The organism is Methylobacterium carpenticola (assembly GCF_042748905.1).
Lineage (GTDB): Bacteria > Pseudomonadota > Alphaproteobacteria > Rhizobiales > Beijerinckiaceae > Methylobacterium > Methylobacterium carpenticola.
This window is the reverse complement of record NZ_JBHZEO010000001.1, coordinates 4588291-4605913: the sequence shown is the minus strand read 5'-3', so window position 1 is coordinate 4605913 and position 17623 is coordinate 4588291. Positions and strand designations below refer to the sequence as shown.

Sequence of the window (17623 nt, the reverse complement as noted above, 5' to 3'; positions counted from 1 at the left end):
CTCCTCGCCGCCAGCGGATCGACGTCCGGATCCCGGCGCTCAGCGAACCCCGAGCAGCTCGACGTCGAAGATCAGCGTGGCGTTCGGCGGGATGACGCCGCCGGCGCCGCGCGCGCCGTAGCCGAGGTCCGGCGGGATCACCAGGGTGCGCTTGCCGCCGACCTTCATGGTCGAGAGACCCTCGTCCCAGCCCTTGATCACCTGGCCGGTGCCGACCGCGAAGTTCAGCGGCTGGCCGCGATCGACCGAGCTGTCGAACTTCTTGCCCTTGCTGCCCTTGTCGTCGAGCCAGCCGGTGTAGTGGACGCTGACCGTCTGGCCGGCCTTCGGCGCCGCGCCGGTGCCGGCGACGGTGTCCTTGTATTGCAGGCCCGAGGGGGTGGTGACGTAATCGGCGGAAGAGGCGGCGCTGGACATGGCGATCAACAAGGCTCCGGCACGAAAGAGGGAAGACAAGCGCATCGCGGACAATCGTCCTCGCTTCTGGATCGGGTGGCTGCGTTAGCACGCCCGCGGCGCCGTGCCGAGAGGCCGCCGCTCACGCGAGCGGCAGCGCGCCGGGATCGATCGGCGCGCCGTCCGCCCAGCGCAGCAGCAATTCGCGCACGTCCTCCGGCTGGAGGAGGCGGCGCTGCGCCACCGTCGCGCCGCCGCCGATGCGCACGCTCACCCCGCCATCGGCGTTGACGGTCACGAAGGCCTTCTCGTCGGTGAGGTCGTCGCCGAAGAACACGGCCCGGCGGCCCGCATAGGGCGCCTCCTGCTGGAAGGAGCGGATGGCGTGGCCCTTGGTCGCGGTGGCGGGCAGGATCTCCGCCACCGCCTTGCCGCGCTGCAGCCGGTAGGCGGGGCCGAGATCGGCGGCCAGGCGCTCGATCGCGTCCTGGGCGCGCCCGGCATCGGTCGGGGTGGCGAGGCGCCAGTGGACGGCCACCGAGCAGCCCTTGTCCTCGATCAGCACCGCGTCGAGATCCGCCACCGCATGCGCCAGCGCGACGACGCCGGCCCGCAAAGCCGGGTGGGCGGCGGGCTCGCAGCCGGCCACGTCGCTGCCGCGCCGCATCTCGACGCCGTGCAGGCCCCCGACATCGAAGCGCTCGGGCGCGAGGAAGCCGTCGATCGTGGCGATCGGCCGGCCGGTCACGATGGCGAGCGCGCCGCCGAGCCTCGCCCGCAGCCGCGCGAGCGCCCCCGGCAGCTCCGGGGGCACCACGACCTGATCGGGGCGCGGGGCGATGTCGACGAGGGTGCCATCGAAGTCGAGGAACAGCGCGAGGGAATCGGTCACGGCATCGGCTCTCCGGCTGGCGGCCTTCCGCCCACGGAACGGGCCCTTGGTGCGGCCAGGGGCTTAAACCGCAAGCCCCGGCGCGTGGCAAATGGCGGTGTCCGGGGCGGCGGCCCCGGGCATCGTGCCGCGGCGCCGGAGCGCGGAACCTGCCCCATCCTCCGCGTCAGGAGGAGCCCGCATGCACCCGCAGCCGATGATGCCCGGACCTGGGCAGGAGAGCGTCTGGGATTACCCGCGCCCGCCGCGTCTCGAACCCGTGCCGGAGCGCCTGCGGGTGGTTCTGGGCGGCGTCACCATCGCCGAGACCCGCGCGGGCCTCCGCATCCTGGAGACCAGCCATCCGCCCACCTACTACTTCCCGCCCGATGATGTCCTGCCCGACCTGCTCGGCTCGCCGATGCCGGGAGGCATCTGCGAATGGAAGGGGCGCTCCTTCCTGTTCGACGTGACGGTCGGCGACGCCACGGCGCCCGGCGCGGCCTGGATGTATCCGGCGCCGATGGCGGGGTTCGAGCCGCTCGCGCATTACCTCGCCTTCTATGCCGGGCCGATGGAGGCCTGCTACGTCGGCGAGGCGCGGGTGACGCCGCAGGCCGGCCGCTTCTACGGCGGCTGGATCACCCCCCGCGTGGTCGGCCCCTTCAAGGGCGATCCGGGGACCGAGCATTGGTAGCGGCGTCGAGCCGGTCGAGACGCTCCAGCATCCGGCGGACGTGGCTGCCCGGCCAGTAGACCCGTCCGCAGGCCGGGCAGGCCAGGAACGGGCCGGGTCCGGCCCGGGCCGCGGCGGGCAGGGCCGCGATCTCCGCGGGCGCGGCCTCGCGCAGATGCTCGTTGTCGATCAGGCAGCGCGTGAAGCGGGCGAGGGACCAAGCGATGCCGCAGGCGCGCGCGAGATGCCGCGCCTGCGCCTCCGGCTCGTCCTGCAAGATCAGCAGACCCCGGTGCCCGGCCGCCGCGGCGAGCCGCCGGTCGCGGGTGAGCAGGACGCGCCCCTCGCGCCCGGCCGATTCCAGCAAGGCGCGGTCCGGCGTGCCGGGGGCGGCGAGGGCGGTGTCGTAGCCGGCGGCGCGCAGGATCCGCGCGAGCCGGGCCAGCATCTCGTCGCAGAGCCAGCGCGGCGGGGCGGATTCGGCGGACGTCCCGGTCAGGGCGAACGCCCGGGGGCCGCCGGATAGGTGCGGCCCTTCCAGGTCGAAACGCCCGCCCGGCCCGGGCGGATCAGCGCGTTCCACTGCAAGGCCAGCGTCGTGAGGATGGCGAGCGGGTGGAGCGGAACCGTCCAGGCATCCTCGCGGGCCTTCCGCGTCACGGCCATCCGCGTGCCGAGCGAGACGAGGATGGCCGGCAGGCCGCCGGCATCGCCCGCGAGCACGAGGAGCCAGGGCAGGACGTGGCCGCCGAACAGCAGGAGGCTCCAGAGCGGGAGCGCCCGGACGGTCGCGAGGCCCTCGTGGGCGTTCTTCGAGAACCCGGCCCAGGCTTGGCCGAAGCTCGCGTACATCCGGCAGGTGGCGAGCGGGGCGGCGTCCACGAGGTCCGTGTGCCAGCCCTGCCGCCGGAAGACCCGCGGCAACTGCACCCCGTCATGCAGGGTCTGGCGGATGGCCGCGTGCCCGCCCGTGGCGCGGTAGGCCTCGGCGGTGATCAGCACGAGCTGGCCGCAGGCCGTGCCGAGCGCCGGGTGGGGGAGGAGCCGCGCGAGCGGGATCGGCAGGTAGCCGAGCAGCAGGAAGTTGATCATCGGTACGGTGAGCCGCTCGCCGAGCGAGCCCGTCACCTGCCGGGGCACCCCGCTCACCAGGGCTGCGCCGGCGCGGCGGGCATGGGCGGCGAGCGCCGCGGCGGCGTGGTGGTGGATCCGCACGTCGGCGTCGATGAACAGCAGGGCGCTCCCTGTCGCCGCCTGCGCGAGGGCGTGGCAGGCGTGGTTCTTGCCGGTCCAGCCCGGCGGCAGGGGCGGCACCCGCAGGAGCCGCAGGCGCGGCTCGCGGGCGGCGAGCGCCGTCACCAGATCCGCCGTTCCGTCCGTGGAATGGTCGTCGCCGACGATCACCTCCACCGGGACATCCCGGCTCGCCAGCGCCGCCGCGAGCGTCGCGGCGAGGTTCGCGGCCTCGTTGCGGGCGGGGATCAGGATCGAGACGAGGCCGGGGCCCGGTTCCGCCCTCGGCACGTGCAGAGTCGCGAGGTTGCCGATGGCGTGCAGGGCCGGGATCAGGGCGAGGATCAGGGCGAGGAGCGCGAGCGCTGTCACGGGAGCATTCCTTGCCTCAGCCTCCGCCGTGGCCGGGCTCGAAGCGGCGCCCGGCGAGGGCGGCGCCGAGGCGCCGCCACGCGTCGTAGATGCCGCCGACCCCGCGCCGCCCCTCGACCAGCGCGACGAAGCGGGACGGGTCGCGGCGCATGACGTCGGCGCTGAGCCGGTCGAGGATGGTCGTCAGCTCCGCTTCGAGCCGCGCGAGGCGATCCGGCCGGGGCAGGGCCAGGAGGTCGCGGGCGGGAATCGGCGCGCCGAAAGCCGCGAAGGCCTCGGCCCCGCGCTCCTCCCAGAAGGCGTAGTCGAGGGCGAGCGGCCAGAACACCGCGCCGGGCGCGATCTCGGCGAGGTGCGCCACGCCGGGCCGCAGGCCGAGCGGGCGCTCGCGCGCGTCGCTGAAGCGCCCCTGGGCGGTGATCCAGAGGGCGCGGTCCGGGCGTGCGAGGATGCGGCGCGCGGCGGCGAGGAAGCTCGCCGCCCCCCGGCGCGAGGCGAGATCGACCCCGAAGGCGCCGATCCGCGCGAAGATCCCGTACTTCTCCAGCATGGCGGCGTCGAAGGGGGCGTAGCCCTCCCGGTCCGGGAAGTAGCGGTCGGCGAGCAGGATCAGCACGGCCGCGTCCCACCATGCCGGATGGTTGCAATAGACGATGATCGGCCCCGGATGGCCGCCGGGATCCGGCACGCCCCAGCGGCTCACCCGCAGGGCATTCATGTGCCGCCGCAGGTAGCGGTCGAAATAGGCCGCCATGAAGCGCCACGCGAGGGCGGAGCGCCGCGCGGTCGGATCGGCGGCCGCGTCCCTCACGAGGCGGTCCGCAGGGCCTCGCCGCGGGCATCCTGGTCCATGGCGTCGGCGGCGATCCAGCCGGACATCATCACCATGGGCATGCCGGGGCCGGGATGGGCCGCCCCGCCCGCGAGGTAGAGCCCGCGCACCGCGCGCGAGCGGTTGCCGGGCTTGAACGCCCCCATGATCCGGCCATGCGAGGCGAGCCCGTAGATCGCCCCGTTGAGCACCTTGTAGCGGGCGTGGATGTCGGCCGGCGTCAGGTGCCGCTCGACCACGATGCGGTCCTCGATGTCGTGGAGGCCGGCGGTGCGCTTGAGCTTGTCGAGGATCACCCGCCGGTAGGCCGGCAGCATCTGCGACCAGTCGTGGTGCGGGCGCAGATAGGGCGTGTGCACGAGGACGTAGAGCGCCTCCCCGCCCGCGGGGGCGACCGAGGGGTCGGTGACGCTCGGCGCCGCCAGATAGGCGGTCGGGTCGGGGGCAGGCTCGCCCTTCTTGTAGATCGCGTCGAACTCCTCCTCGGGGTCGCGCGAGAACACGAAATCGTGGTGGGCGAGGTGCTCGTAGCGCCGGTCGAGGCCGAGATAGAGCACCACGCCCGAGCAGGCCGGCTCGAAGCTCCTGCGCTCGTAGGTGCGGCCGACTTCGCCGCCGACGAGTTCGCGGTAGGTGCGCACCGAATCCATGTTCGAGATCACCCGGTCGTAGCGGGCGAGGCCGTCCCGGGTGCGCAGGCCCGTGACGGCGCCGTTCTCGATCGCCAGCCCCTCGACCTCGCTGTCGGGCTTCAGGGTCGCGCCGAGATCGGTGGCGAGCCGCATCAGCCCCTCGGCCACGGCGCGCGTGCCGCCCATCGGATACCAGACGCCTTCGGCGGTCTGCATGTGGGCGATGGCGCAGAGGACGGCCGGCGCCCCGTAGGGCGAGGAGCCGACATATTGCACGAAGTGATCGAGCATCTGGGCGAGGCGCGCGTCCCGCACCTTGCCGCGGATCGTGCTGGCGACGGAGGCGTGCATGCGCAGCGAGAGCACGTCGCGCAGCGTGCCGGGATTCATGTTCGCCCGGATGTTGATGGTGTCGAACAGGTCCTCGACCGGCTTCCAGAAGAAGAACTTCTCCGAGATGCCGTGCAGGTGCTCGGAGACGTCGATGAAGCGGCGGTAGCCCTCGCCCGCGCCGGCGCCGGGAACGAAGCGGTCCATCTCGGCCGCCATCCGGCCGACATCCTCCACGAGGTCGATGCGGCTGCCGTCGTCGAAGAAGCAGCGCCATTGCGGGTCGAGCCGCCGCAGGTCCATGTAATCGTGCACCGAGCGCCCGGCCTCGGCGAAGATGCGCTCCAGCACCCGCGGCACGGTGAGGATGGTCGGCCCCATGTCGAAGCGGAAGCCGCCCTCCTGGAGCAGGGCGGCCTTGCCGCCGAGCCAGGGATTCTTGTCGTAGAGCGTCACCGCATGGCCGCGGGCGGCCGCCACGCAGGCCGCCGCCAGACCACCCAACCCTCCGCCGACCACGGCGACCGCCGACCCAGACCGCATCACGGACGTCACTCCCGCGGCGCGGCAGCCCGGAACGGCGCGCGCCATTCCGGGGAGCTAGAGCGCTCCGCGCCGAAGGGGATACCGGTGCGGCGGGAAGCGCGTCCCATCGCGACCCGGGAGCGGGCCCGGTCGAGGCCGCGGGCGCGGGGCTAGAGTTCCATCTTCATGGCCTGCGGGTAGTACCGGAAGCCGCCCTGGCCGTTCGCCGCGACGTGGCCGATCCCGGGCCACGCGAAGTGATAGGCCAGGATCGGGATGCGGTTCTGCGCCAGCATGGTCAGCATCCGCAGCCGCGACTGCGCCGATTGCTTCGGGTCGGTGTCGTAGGCGAACTCGGTGAGGGGCTTCTCCATCAGGAGCACCGGGTGGTGCGTCAGGTCGCCGAGGTAGCAGAGGTTGTCCTTGCCCGAGGTGATCATGAAGATCGTGTGGCCGATCGTGTGGCCGGGCGCCGCCAGGGCCTGGATGCCGGGCAGGAATTCCTGGCCGTCCTTGTAGAAGACCAGCCGGTCGCGGATCGGCAGCAGGTTCTTGCGCGCCGTGTCGAGGAAGGCGGGCATGGAGGCCGGGACCTTGGACGGGTCGGTCCAGTACTCGAAATCGGCCTGCGAGATGTAGAACTGGGCGTTGGGGAAGTTGGAGGTGCCGTCGTCGGCGACGCAGCCGCCGCAATGATCGACATGGGCGTGGCTCATCACCACGGCGTCGATGTCCTTCGGGTCGATGCCGGCCTGCCGCATCGTGGCGAGCAGCTTGCCGGTGGTCGGGCCGAAGAGCTTGAGCGAGCCCATGCCGGTGTCGAACAGCACCATCCGGTTGCCGGTGTTGAGGATGAGGATGTTCTGCTCGAGGATGGCGTTCGAGAGCGGCAGGAAGTTGGTGGTGAGCTGGGCGTCCATCTCGGCCGGGCTGAGGCCGAGGAAGTTGGTATGGGGATCGCCGAGCGGCAGCGTGCCGTCCGACACCATCGTCGCCTCGGCGTCGCCGAGGCTGAAGCGGTAGTAATAGGGGCTTTGCGTCCGCAGCATCGGCGCCTTGGCGCGCGTTGCGGTCGAGAGGCCCGCCGTCATGGCCGCCGCCGCCGCGCCGAGCACGAGGCCGCGCCGGCTCGGATGGTCAAACCCGATCGTCATGGTTTCCTCCACGCTGTCCCGGGGGTTCATTATGCGCGCGGTGGTCGACGGGATGCCGTCGGCCGGGGCGGCCTGAACCTCTGCGGGGCGATCTTTGTCGGCCGCTCCCGCCCGGTTGTCAAACCGGGTTGTCGCAGGGTCAGGCGCCCCGCGCCGTGCGGAAGAGCGGCCTCACGCGGCGCGCCGGGATACCAGCGCCACCGCAGCGGCGAGCCCCGCGGCGGCGATGGCGGCGAGCACGCCCCAGGCGGGCCAGGCCGCCGCCGCGCCCTCGCCGAGCGCGCTCTGATAGGCCTCGATCGCCCAGGCGTTCGGCGTGAACCAGCCGAGGCTCTGCAGCCAGGGCGGCATCAGGAAACGGGGCACCATGCTGCCGCCGACCGCCGACAGGAGCAGCACGCCGAAGGTCGAGACGAGATGCGCCTGCTGGCGGGTGCGCGCGGCCGCGCAGGCCGCGAGGGCGAGCCCCGCCGCCATGGCCGAGACGAGGATGCCGGTGACCAGCCAGGGCAGGAATTGCGGGCCGATCGAGACGCCGTGGAGCAGGGCGGCCGCCGCGAAGATCACCGCCCCCTGGCCCAGGCCCTGCACGACCAGGAACAGGAACTTGCCGAGCACCACCACCGACAGGCCGCCCGGCCCCGCCGCCAGCCGGTCGGCGATGCCGGACTGGCGCTCGTCCACCAGGGAGAGCGCCCCCTGCATGGCGGCGAACAGCAGGAAGACCGCGGCGATGGCCCCGGCATAGTAGCTCACCCGGTCGTTGCTGCCGGCCCGCGCGGTCGAGAGCCGCTCCACGAGCGCGGCGAAGGAGAAGGCCTCGTGCCGCTCCCGGCTCTCCGCGAAGGTCCGGTCGAGGAAGGCGCGCTCGTCCGCGCCGATCTTGCCCGTGCGCTCGACGTCGGCCACCACCCGCGACAGCACCACGTCGGGCAGCGATTCGTTCAGCACGCGCTGCACTTGGCCGAGCGCGATCGGCGTGGCCAGCGCCCGGGCCGGGTTCTCCACGAGGAGGAGCGGCGCCCCGGCCGTGGTGCCGGCCGCTCCCGCCGCGAGATCGCCGCGCAGGACGAGGGCGACGTCGACCTCGCCGCGCCGGACCGCCGCCACCGCGTCGCCGTCGAGGCGGCCGACGCGCAGGGCCGGATCGGCCTCCAGGGCGGCGGCGAGGCGCCGCGTGGTCGCGGTGCGCGCCTCGTCGAGGAGGCCGAGATGGATGCGGACCCGGTCGCCGACCGCGCCGGAGAAGATCGCGGCGAAGACCGAGAAGATCACGGTCGGCAGCACGAAGGCCATCGTCAGGGCGGCCCGGTCGCGCAGCAGCGTGAGCAGCATCACCCGGAAGGCGGCGGCGATCATCGGCTCTCGGCCTCCACCGCGGGAGCGACGCCGACCACGTCGAGATAGAGCGCTTCGAGCCCCGGCTCGCGCACCCGGATCTCGCGCACCGGCACGCCGGCCCTGCGCAGGTAATCGAGGAGCGCCGCCCCGTCGCGCCCGCCCGCCACCGCATCGGCGGCGCGCCACGTCAGGGCCCCGGCCGGATGGAAGCCCGCGGCGCGCAGGGCCGCGGCGGCGGCCGGCCCGGCCGGGTCGCTCAGGGCCGCCTCGTGCTCGGGCGGCCCTGAGCGCAGGGTGGCGAGGAGCGTGTCGAGCCGGCCGTCGAGCCGGATGCGCCCGTCGCGCAGGAAGGCGACGCGGTCGGCGAGCCGCTCGGCCTCCGCGAAGTCGTGGGTGGCGAGCAGGATGGCGGCGCCCGCGCCGCGCAGGCGCCCGAGCACCGCATGGATCGCCGTGCGCGCCGCCCGGTCGATGCCCTGGGTCGGCTCGTCGAGCAGGATGACGCGCGGCTCCGCCAGCAGGGCCGCCGCGATGTTGGTGCGCCGCTGATAGCCGCCGGAGAGCAGGCCGACGAGCTTGCCCTCCACCGCGCCGAGGCCGGTGCGCTCCAGGGCCCGCGCCACCGCCGGGGCGCGGGCGGCCCGCTTCAGGCCAGCGAGCCGCGCGAACACGTCGAGATTCTCGCGCACGGTCAGGCGGGGATAGAGCGCGATCTCCTGCGGCACCCAGCCGATCCCGCGCCGGACCGCCGGATCGGCGGCGGGATCGCCGCCCAGCACCCGGACCGCGCCGCGCCCCGGAGACAGGCGCCCGGCGAGGAGCCGCATCAGGCTGGTCTTGCCGGCGCCGTTGGGACCGAGCAGGGCCAGGATCTCGCCCGGCCGCACCGCCAGTTCCACCCCGTCGAGCACCGGCAGGCCCCGATAGGCGAAGGCGAGGTCTCGGACGAGCGCGGCGGGCGAGGGGGACGATGCGCTCACGGAAATCGCTGCCGGTCCGAGCAGGGGGCGGAACACTGTGCCCGGTTTCGCGCCCACGGCCCATCGGGAATCCGGATGGGCGGCGGAGCCGATCCGGTCAGCGTGCGCCCGGCTTCACGGCGGGGCCGGAGAAGCGGCCGGCATCGACCTCCTCGGGCCCGCGCGGCTGAAAGCGGAGGGCGACGCCGCCGGCAGGGGCGGCGACGAGCCCGGCGGGCGGGGTCCCGCGCGGCGCCGTGCGGGCCTGGGTGAGGCGCACGGTCCGGCCCTGCGCGGCTGCCGGATCCGCCGCCGCGGCGAAGAGGGCGCGCAGTTGCGCCTTGGCGTCGCCCGCGGCCGCCTCGGCGGCGGGGGAGCGGGCGGGCGCCGGACGCGGCGCGATCAGCGGTCCGAGCGCTGCCGGATCCGCCGAGGCGATCTGGATCGAGGCCGGCCGCTCGGGCGGCAGCGGCACCGCGACGAGGGCGTCCGCCAGGGCGGCGAACTCGGCCGGCCGGCGCGGCGGCAGCGGCGCGCCCGGCTCGGCGGGAGCGGGTTCGGGCGCGGGGGCCGCGGCGACGGGAGCGGGCTCCGCGGGTGCGACCGGGACCGGCGCGTCGCGCACGGGCATTCCGGCGCGCGGATCCGGCTGCGGCGCGTAGGCCAGGACGCCGCGGGTGCCCGCATCGTCCGGCGCCGCGCTCGCCAGGACCACCGGGCGCACACGCTGGGGCGCCTGCGGTGCGGGGGCCGGCGACGGCTTCGACCCGCCGCCGAACAGGAAGCTGAAGAACTGGCCGACGACGTTCGGGCTGTCCTCCTCGTCGACGGCGGCGACCGCTTGGCCGTAGCCCAGCACCGAGCCGCCGCGGGCGAGGATCTCGGCCTTCGCCTGCTCGTAGCCGGGGAGGGGGCGGCCGTCCCGCGGCAGGTGCACGGTGCGCCCGTCCGGGAACAGCCGGGCGAGCTGGTCGTAGGGCATCCGCGGCCACGCGCGCACCGACCCGACATCGAGATGCACGAACGGATTGTAGGCGTGCGGATACCAGCCGACGCCGCCGCGCTGCATGCGCATGCCGATCTCGCGGATCTGGTCCACCGAGACGTCGGTCAGGTAGAAATCCATCGCCTTGCCGAGCATGTGCTGGCTGTGCTCGGCGACGGCGCGGGAGCGGCGGCGCAGGGCCGCGTTGGTTTGCGGCGATCGGTAGGCCGAGACGATGTGGATCGCGTCCTGGGAGCCGGTGGCGCGGTGGGCCTCCCACACCACGTCGAAGAGGCGCGGGTCCATCTTGGTCGGCTCGTCGATGCGCCAGTCGCGCAGGAGCCAGTTGAGCTGTTCGAGCGCCGCCCGGTCGTAGCGTCCATCCCGCTTGAAGGTGATGGTCGCGCTCTCCTTGGTGTGCTCGTGAATGATCGTGAGCGTGCGGGTGTCGCCGTTGGCGGCAGCGTCCTGAGTGCCACGGCTCCCGCCGATCAGCACGGTCGCGACGATCGCGGCGAGGCCGGCCCGGCGCCAGGCCGGTCGGAGAGAGGGCGCCGCCGTCCGGCAGCCGGTCCGCAGCAGCGCTCGCACGTTCGTCTCCGCCCCCCGTCCCGCCGCGATTGCGGCGGCCGCCATGGTGAACGCAGGGTTGCCGAGAACCGTGAAAGGACGGTTACCGCCAGCCCCGTCTCCCCTTGCGGTGGTGGTTAAGCCTTAACCGTGGCCAAAAGTCGGCCGTGTGGCGAAGGGCCCGGGCGTCCACAGGTTGTTGTCCGAACCGGTTGCCCGCCGGCTCACCACCAGCCGAAGCGCGGGGCCGCGGGTGCGGGCGCCTCGTCATAGTCGGGGGCCGGCTGCACCACGCCGGGGCTCGCCGTGGCGATGGGGCGCGTGCGCCGGGGCGCCTGGGCGACGGCGCGGCTCGGCCGCGCCTCGCGCACCGGGACGGGGGCGCGCGGTGCGGGGGCGGCCGCCGGGACGGGCTTCGCCTTCGGCTTGCGGGCGGCCTCCGGCGCGGGCGGCGCCTCGCTCGAGAGGCCGAGCGCCACCTTCACCCGGGCGTTGATGCCGTAGAGGTCGTCGTACTGGCGCAGGCTCCCGCCCTCGTCCGCCACCAGGGTGAAGTAGGCGAGGTGGACCGGCAGCTTCTCGGGCAGCATCACGGTGCGCTCGCCCTTGCCGATGAGCTTCTTGAGCCGCTCGGTCGGCCAAGTCGGGCCGAGCACCACCTGGGCGAAGCGGAACGGGTCGTCCACGCGCACGCAGCCGTGGCTGAGCGCCCGGCTGCTCCGCGCGAAGAGCGTGCGGTTGGGCGTGTCGTGCAGGTAGACCGCGTGGTCGTTCGGGAACATGAACTTGATGAAGCCGAGGGCGTTGCGCTCGCCCGGCGGCTGGCGGACCGCGATGCTGTTGCCCCGCCGCACGACCTCATAGCCGAGCCGGGCGGCGTAGTTCGGGTCCTTGGCGAGCCGCGGCAGGAACTCGTTCTTGAGGATCGAGGGCGGCACGTTCCAGGACGGATTGACCACCGCGTAGGTCATCTCGCCGGAGAAGACCGGGGTCGGCGAATCCGGCTTGCCGACGATCACCCGGGCCTCGTCCAGCACCCGCGTGCCGGTCATCACCCGCACCTTGAGTTCGGGGATGTTGACCCAGACGAAGGTCTTGCCGAGATCGGCCGGCAGCCAGCGCCAGCGCTCCATGTTGGCGAGGAGATCCGCCTCCTGCCGGCCCGGGGAGGGGCCGGCGAGGGCCGCCACGGTCTGCGGGTTGAGCTGCCCGGTGGCGGCGAGGCCCCGCTCGCGCTGGAAGCGCTCGACGGCGCCCGCCACCGCGGCGTCGTAGGCGGTGGCGTCGTCGGCGGCCCCGAGGCCGAACCGGGCGCGGATCAGCGGGACGCGGGCGTCGCGCATCCCGGGCTTCAGGGTCGGGCCCTTGGGCAGGCGCACCATCGGCCCGGCGCCGCCGGGCTGCTGGGCGCGCAGGGCCGCGAGCTTCGCCTTCAGGGCGAGGAAGCCGGGCTGGGCCGGGTTGTAGGATTGCAGCAGGGCGTTGGCCCCGGTCCCGGCGGCGGCGAGCCGCGGCAGCACCGCGTCCGCGGAGGGCAGGTCGAGCTTCGGGGTGATCAGGCGCGACAGCCGCGAGGGCTCGATGCGGCCGCCCCGCGCGTCCCGGGAATAGAGCGCGGCGGCGGCGGAGAGCTTCAGGTCCGCCTCGGCGAGGTCTTCGGGGGCCCGGGTCGGCAGGCCGAGGAGCGGCGTCGGGTAGTCGAGGGGATCGAGCCCGTCCTCCCCGGCGGCGCCGAGGCGGGCGATCACGGCCTTGGCCGCGTCGGTCCAGGCGCCGTCCGCGATCCAGACCGGCTTGAAGGCGCCGAGGGCGTAGAAGGCCTGGAGCGCCTCCCGCTCCTTGCGGCCGACGCGGCGCAGCAGCGGCACATTGGTGTCGGCGAGCTTGGTGGCGATCGCCGACGCCACCGGATCGTCGGGCAGCGGGGGCTTCTGCGCCTCCGCGGCCTGGGCCGGCGGCTCGGGTGCCTGAATCGGGGCCGGGGCCTCGGCGGCCGTCGGCGCTGCGGGAGCGGGCGCCTCTGAGGCGGTGGGAGCCGCCGGCGCGGTCGCGGGCGGGCTCGACGCGGCCTCCTGCGCCCGCGCACCGGCGAGGCTCGCGGCTCCCGCCATCAGCACCGCGACCAGCGCGGAGGCCCTGCGCCTGGGGAGCATGATCGTCTCCTGGAACACGCCGCCGGGCACCGGCCGCGAATCGTCACTCTACCGATACTTAAGCTAGGGGACGCGCCCCAATAAGGCGTGCCCTCGCGCACATGCCTCGCGCTCCCGGTATGGAACAGTTGAGGCGCGAAGATGTCCCGGCCCACGGCCGTCGTTTCTCGGATCAGGCGGCGTCGTCCGCCTTGTCCTCGTCGATCCCGAGGTCCTTGAGCTTGCGGTAGAGCGTCGAGCGCCCGATGCCGAGGCGGCGGGAGACCTCCGACATCCGTCCGCGGTAGAATTGCAGGGCGTAGCGGATGATCTCGCCCTCCAGGCCCTCCATGGTCTTCATCTCGCCGGTCTCCTCGGCGACGAGGGAGATGGCGTGGGGATCGCGCACCTCGACGCGGACGATCTCGCGCAGGGGCGCTGCGGCGGCCATCGCCTCGGGCAGGCTCGGCGCCGCCGGGATGCGCACGTCGAAACCCTCGACCTGCGCGGCGATCTGCGGGAATTCCGCCACGGTCAGCTCGTCGCCATCCGCCAGCACCACGGCGCGGAACAGCGCGTTCTCGAGCTGGCGCACGTTGCCGGGCCAGTCGTAGCGGGTGATCAGCGCCATCGCCTCGGCGGTGAAGCCGCGCACCCGCTTGCCCTCCTCGGCCGCGAAGCGCGCGCAGAAGGAGCGGGCGAGGTCCGGGATGTCCTCGCGGCGCGCCCGCAGCGGCGGCAGGGTCATCGGGAAGACGTTGAGCCGGTAGTAGAGATCCTCGCGGAACCGGCCCTGCTTGACGAGGTCGAGGAGCGAGCGGTTGGTGGCCGAGATCAGGCGGATGTCGACCCGCACGCTCTTGCGCCCGCCGACCGGATCGACCTCGCCCTCCTGGAGGGCGCGCAGCAGCTTGACCTGGGCGTCGAGGGGCAGTTCGCCGATCTCGTCGAGGAACAGCGTGCCTCCCGAGGCCTCGACGAACTTGCCGACATGGCGCTCGGTCGCGCCCGTGAAGGCGCCCTTCTCGTGGCCGAACAGGGTCGATTCCACGAGGTTGTCGGGGATCGCGCCGCAATTGACCGTGACGAAGGGCTTGCCGCGCCGCTCGCCCGAGCCCTGGATGGCGCGGGCCAGCACCTCCTTGCCGACGCCGGACTCGCCCTCGATCAGCACCGGGATGTTCGACTTCGCCGACCGCTCGGCGAGCCGGATGATCCGGCCCATGTCGGGGCTCTTCGAGGTCAGGTCCTTGAAGGTCAGCGCCCCCGAGGCGCGCCGGCGCATGCGCCGGATCTCGTCCTGCAGCTGGTCGACTTGCAGGGCGTTCTTGATCGAGACCTGCAGGCGCTCGGCGCCGGCGGGCTTGACCACGAAGTCGATGGCGCCCGCCCGCATCGCCGTGACCACGGTGTCGATGGAGCCGTTGGCGGTCTGGACGATGACGGGCGTGTCGATCCCGCTCCTGCGCATCTCGGCCAGCACGCCGAGCCCGTCGAGGCCGCCGGGCATCACGAGGTCGAGCAGCACCACGTCGATGCCCGCATCCGGCAGGCGCAGGGCCGAGAGCGCCGCCTCGCCCCCCTCGGCCACCATCGCCTCGAAGCCGAGACGCCGGACCATCGCCTCCGCGAGGCGCCGTTGCACGGGATCGTCATCGACGATCAGCACCGTGGTCGACATCCTGTCCCTTTCGGCTGGGCGAAGGCAGCGGGCGGGGCGAAGGGCGTCGTGGCCCGGCCCTGCATCCGCGGTGCCGACTCGCGTGACTGTTTCGTTTCGAGCCGGATCCTCGCCCACAACCGTAAAGTGCCGATTAACGCCAACGGATCGTTGCCGCGGCGACATCCTCCTTCGGTCTTGCGGCTTCCGCGCCGGATGCTCACCGCATTGCGAGGATCGCTCGGTTGATCGCCGGCCCCGGGCTGCCGATATGACGGGGCTGATCGCACCCGCGATCGTCGCCGATTGCCAAGAGAGGACGAGAGCCCATGCCGACCCGAGCCGCCGCGCCGACGGACAGCACCCTGAGCGCGGCCCAGGCCACGGCACGCGCCGTCGATCTCGGCCCTCTGCCCGAGTGGGACCTCTCGGACCTCTATGCGGGAACCGACGATCCCGCCTTCGCGCGCGACCTCGCCCGGGCCGAGGCCGAGTGCCGGTCCTTCGCCGAGAGCTACCAGGGCCGGATCGCCGCCCTGGCGGCCGGGGAGGGCGCCTCCGACCGGCTCGGGACCGCGGTCGCCGCCTACGAGTCCCTGGAGGATCTCATGGGCCGGCTGATGTCCTATGCCGGCCTCGTCTATTCCGGCGACACCACCGATCCGGCCCGGGCCAAGTTCTACGGCGACACCCAGGAGCGGCTGACCGCGGCGTCGAGCGACCTCCTGTTCTTCACCCTCGAACTCAACCGGGTGCCCGACGACGTGCTCGACGCGGCGACGGCCGTGCCGCCGTTGGCGCATTACCGGCCCTGGATCGAGGATATCCGCCGCGAGAAGCCCCACCAGCTCGGCGACGAGCTGGAGCGGCTGCTCCTGGAGAAGTCGGTCACCGGCCGCGCCGCCTGGAACCGTCTGTTCGACGAGACGATCGCCTCCCTGCGCTTTCCCGTTCACGGCGAGCAGCTCACCCTGGAGCCGACCCTCAACAAGCTTCAGGATGCCGACGAGGACGTGCGCCGCGAGGCTGCGGAGGCGCTGAGCGGCGTCTTCCGGGCGAATCTCCGGGTCTTCACCCTGGTCACCAACACCCTGGCCAAGGACAAGGAGATCTCGGACCGCTGGCGCCGGTTCGGGGATGTGGCGGATTCCCGCCACCTCGCCAACCGGGTCGAGCCCGAGGTGGTGGCGGCCCTCGTGGAGGCGGTGACCCAGGCCTATCCGCGCCTCTCGCACCGCTACTACCGGCTCAAGGCGCGCTGGTTCGGCCGCGACAGCCTCGCCTACTGGGACCGCAACGCGCCGCTCCCCAAGGTCGAGCAGCGCACCATCGCCTGGGCCGAGGCGCGCGAGACGGTGCTCTCCGCCTACGGCGCCTTCTCGCCCAGGATGGCGGAGATCGCCCGGCGCTTCTTCGACGGCGGCTGGATCGACGCGCCCGTGCGGCCCGGCAAGGCGCCGGGCGCCTTCGCGCACCCGACCGTGCCCTCGGCCCATCCCTTCGTGCTGGTGAACTACCAGGGCAAGCCGCGCGACGTGATGACGCTCGCCCACGAGCTCGGGCACGGCGTGCATCAGGTGCTCGCCGCGGGCAACGGCGCGCTGATGGCGCCGACGCCCCTGACGCTCGCCGAGACCGCGAGCGTGTTCGGCGAGATGCTGACCTTCCGCCGCGTGCTCGACGCCACCACCGAGCCCGTCCAGCGCCGGGCGCTCCTCGCCGCCAAGGTCGAGGACATGATCAACACCGTGGTGCGGCAGATCGCCTTCTACGTCTTCGAGCGCAAGCTCCACATCGCCCGCCGCGAGGGCGAACTCACCGCCGAGCAGATCTGCGCCCTCTGGATGTCCGTCCAGGCCGAGAGCCTCGGGCCGGCGATCCGGCTGGATGCGGGCTACGAGCCCTTCTGGGCCTACATCCCGCACTTCATCCACTCGCCCTTCTACGTCTACGCCTACGCCTTCGGCGACTGCCTCGTGAACTCGCTCTACGGTGTCTACCAGAAGGCCGAGGAGGGCTTCGTCGACCGCTACTTCGCCCTGCTGTCGGCGGGCGGAACCCGGCCCTACGGCGAGCTTCTCGCGCCGTTCGGGCTCGATGCGCGCGATCCCGCCTTCTGGCAGATCGGCCTGTCGATGATCGAGGGCATGATCGCGGAGCTCGAAGGCATGGAGGTCTGACGCGGCGCGCCCGCTTCCGCCGTGGTCTCGTTGCCGGGCGCGGTCCTTTCGCGAGGTTTCGCGGGGGCCCCGCAGCCGGCAATGCTCCGGGCTGACGCGGACGGGGGCGCGGCCCGGAGCGCGACGACTGCCACGCTGCCTTGGGACGCGCTCATCCGGACGAGAGGGATCGCTCGGGGCGTCTGTCGCCGACCAGGCACGGCCGCGAGCATACTTGACCGTTTCCTTGCACGTTTCGAGCGATCGGTCTTGACCACCGGGGTGGAAATATCCGATCGGTCCGAGTTCCGTAGAGACAGAAGGCGATCGTCCCTACGCAGCGAGCACTCCGCCGCGACCTCGTCATATGATGACCGCGGGCGAATCGGATCGGATGGTCATGGACTACACCTACCAGGACGGGCGCCTTCAGATCCGCCGCACCGACGAGGAGAAGCGGCCGGTCCTGCAGCGGCTCAAGCGCATCGAGGGACAGGTCCGCGGCCTTCAGTCGATGGTCCAGGAGGACCGCTACTGCCTGGACGAGGTGCAGCAGATGAACGCCATCACGGCCGCGGTCCGGGAGGCGGCGCTGCAACTGATCAGCGATCATCTCGACGCCTCCGTGAACTACGCCGTGCGGAGTCAAGACCATGACGGCGCCGTCGAGGAGATGATCCGGGTGCTGCGCGCAGCGCTGAGGCAAGCCTGACTGAGGCAAGCCTGACGCCCCGGTGCGACCATCCCGCCCGGTGGCCTAGCGCCGCCGTCGGCGAGCCTTATCTCAGGGGAGCCA

15 protein-coding genes are annotated in these 17623 nt (G+C 73.1%); 3 read left to right on the top strand and 12 right to left on the bottom strand.

Annotated features, from left to right (window positions below; all coding sequences use genetic code 11):
* Positions 1 to 39 precede the first annotated feature (39 nt).
* The gene (locus tag ACE101_RS21390; RefSeq protein WP_379133800.1) at positions 40 to 462 is read right to left on the bottom strand and encodes an FKBP-type peptidyl-prolyl cis-trans isomerase; all 423 of its coding nucleotides are present in this window, start codon (positions 460 to 462) and stop codon (positions 40 to 42) included.
* A 76-nt stretch (positions 463 to 538) separates the two neighbouring features.
* Positions 539 to 1288, bottom strand: a complete 750-nt coding sequence (gene otsB, locus ACE101_RS21385; RefSeq protein WP_379133797.1) for a trehalose-phosphatase — start codon at positions 1286 to 1288, stop codon at positions 539 to 541.
* A gap of 181 nt (positions 1289 to 1469) precedes the next feature.
* Between otsB and ACE101_RS21380 the strand changes: the two genes are divergently transcribed.
* Positions 1470 to 1964, top strand: coding sequence for a DUF427 domain-containing protein (locus ACE101_RS21380; RefSeq protein WP_379133794.1), 495 nt, complete (start codon positions 1470 to 1472; stop codon positions 1962 to 1964).
* Here ACE101_RS21380 and ACE101_RS21375 read toward each other — a convergent pair.
* The 10 genes from ACE101_RS21375 to ACE101_RS21330 all read right to left on the bottom strand — a co-directional run bounded on the left by ACE101_RS21375 (position 1933) and on the right by ACE101_RS21330 (position 14689).
* Positions 1933 to 2442, bottom strand: coding sequence for a Mut7-C RNAse domain-containing protein (locus tag ACE101_RS21375; protein WP_379138839.1), 510 nt, complete (start codon positions 2440 to 2442; stop codon positions 1933 to 1935). The two genes, ACE101_RS21380 and ACE101_RS21375, sit on opposite strands and share 32 nt — an antisense overlap.
* Positions 2439 to 3548, bottom strand: coding sequence for a glycosyltransferase family 2 protein (locus ACE101_RS21370; RefSeq protein ID WP_379133792.1), 1110 nt, complete (start codon positions 3546 to 3548; stop codon positions 2439 to 2441). Before ACE101_RS21370 ends, ACE101_RS21375 begins: the two co-directional genes overlap by 4 nt.
* A 16-nt stretch (positions 3549 to 3564) precedes the next feature.
* Positions 3565 to 4302, bottom strand: coding sequence for a lysophospholipid acyltransferase family protein (locus ACE101_RS21365; RefSeq protein WP_379138836.1), 738 nt, complete (start codon positions 4300 to 4302; stop codon positions 3565 to 3567).
* 53 nt (positions 4303 to 4355) lie between these two features.
* Positions 4356 to 5885, bottom strand: coding sequence for a phytoene desaturase family protein (locus ACE101_RS21360; RefSeq protein ID WP_379133789.1), 1530 nt, complete (start codon positions 5883 to 5885; stop codon positions 4356 to 4358).
* A gap of 152 nt (positions 5886 to 6037) precedes the next feature.
* The gene (locus tag ACE101_RS21355) at positions 6038 to 7021 is read right to left on the bottom strand and encodes an MBL fold metallo-hydrolase (RefSeq protein ID WP_379133788.1); all 984 of its coding nucleotides are present in this window, start codon (positions 7019 to 7021) and stop codon (positions 6038 to 6040) included.
* 171 nt (positions 7022 to 7192) lie between these two features.
* Positions 7193 to 8380, bottom strand: a complete 1188-nt coding sequence (locus ACE101_RS21350) for an ABC transporter permease (RefSeq protein ID WP_379133785.1) — start codon at positions 8378 to 8380, stop codon at positions 7193 to 7195.
* Positions 8377 to 9342 (bottom strand): ABC transporter ATP-binding protein, encoded by a 966-nt coding sequence (locus ACE101_RS21345; protein WP_379133782.1) that lies wholly within the window; start codon positions 9340 to 9342, stop codon positions 8377 to 8379. The genes ACE101_RS21350 and ACE101_RS21345 overlap by 4 nt, the downstream gene beginning before the upstream one ends.
* A 97-nt stretch (positions 9343 to 9439) precedes the next feature.
* Positions 9440 to 10942 carry a peptidoglycan L,D-endopeptidase MepK gene (locus ACE101_RS21340; RefSeq protein WP_379133780.1) on the bottom strand — a complete coding sequence of 501 codons (1503 nt, stop codon included), beginning with the start codon at positions 10940 to 10942 and terminating at the stop codon, positions 9440 to 9442.
* A gap of 158 nt (positions 10943 to 11100) precedes the next feature.
* A complete protein-coding gene (locus ACE101_RS21335) occupies positions 11101 to 13029 on the bottom strand; it encodes a L,D-transpeptidase family protein (RefSeq protein ID WP_379133778.1) in 1929 nt (642 codons plus the stop codon).
* A 172-nt stretch (positions 13030 to 13201) separates the two neighbouring features.
* Positions 13202 to 14689: a sigma-54-dependent transcriptional regulator gene (locus ACE101_RS21330; protein ID WP_379133775.1), complete on the bottom strand. Its 1488-nt coding sequence runs from the start codon at positions 14687 to 14689 to the stop codon at positions 13202 to 13204.
* A 308-nt stretch (positions 14690 to 14997) separates the two neighbouring features.
* Here ACE101_RS21330 and ACE101_RS21325 point away from each other — a divergent pair, with 308 nt between their 5' ends.
* Complete coding sequence (locus tag ACE101_RS21325; RefSeq protein WP_379133773.1) at positions 14998 to 16848, top strand: M3 family oligoendopeptidase; 1851 nt, start codon at positions 14998 to 15000, stop codon at positions 16846 to 16848.
* A gap of 379 nt (positions 16849 to 17227) precedes the next feature.
* Positions 17228 to 17539, top strand: coding sequence for a metal-sensitive transcriptional regulator (locus ACE101_RS21320; RefSeq protein ID WP_379133770.1), 312 nt, complete (start codon positions 17228 to 17230; stop codon positions 17537 to 17539).
* The last annotated feature ends 84 nt before the right edge of the window (positions 17540 to 17623 follow it).

What these genes read in the sequence shown, in the direction of transcription:
- ACE101_RS21350 (WP_379133785.1), bottom strand. Translation starts at nt 8,380, where the DNA reads ATGATCGCCGCCGCCTTCCGGGTGATGCTGCTCACGCTGCTGCGCGAC.
- ACE101_RS21320 (WP_379133770.1), top strand. Translation starts at nt 17,228, where the DNA reads ATGGACTACACCTACCAGGACGGGCGCCTTCAGATCCGCCGCACCGAC.
- ACE101_RS21340 (WP_379133780.1), bottom strand. Translation starts at nt 10,942, where the DNA reads ATGGCGGCCGCCGCAATCGCGGCGGGACGGGGGGCGGAGACGAACGTG.
- ACE101_RS21330 (WP_379133775.1), bottom strand. Translation starts at nt 14,689, where the DNA reads ATGTCGACCACGGTGCTGATCGTCGATGACGATCCCGTGCAACGGCGC.
- ACE101_RS21325 (WP_379133773.1), top strand. Translation starts at nt 14,998, where the DNA reads ATGCCGACCCGAGCCGCCGCGCCGACGGACAGCACCCTGAGCGCGGCC.
- ACE101_RS21390 (WP_379133800.1), bottom strand. Translation starts at nt 462, where the DNA reads ATGCGCTTGTCTTCCCTCTTTCGTGCCGGAGCCTTGTTGATCGCCATG.
- ACE101_RS21335 (WP_379133778.1), bottom strand. Translation starts at nt 13,029, where the DNA reads ATGCTCCCCAGGCGCAGGGCCTCCGCGCTGGTCGCGGTGCTGATGGCG.
- ACE101_RS21380 (WP_379133794.1), top strand. Translation starts at nt 1,470, where the DNA reads ATGCACCCGCAGCCGATGATGCCCGGACCTGGGCAGGAGAGCGTCTGG.
- ACE101_RS21355 (WP_379133788.1), bottom strand. Translation starts at nt 7,021, where the DNA reads ATGACGATCGGGTTTGACCATCCGAGCCGGCGCGGCCTCGTGCTCGGC.
- ACE101_RS21365 (WP_379138836.1), bottom strand. Translation starts at nt 4,302, where the DNA reads ATGGCGGCCTATTTCGACCGCTACCTGCGGCGGCACATGAATGCCCTG.
- ACE101_RS21360 (WP_379133789.1), bottom strand. Translation starts at nt 5,885, where the DNA reads ATGCGGTCTGGGTCGGCGGTCGCCGTGGTCGGCGGAGGGTTGGGTGGT.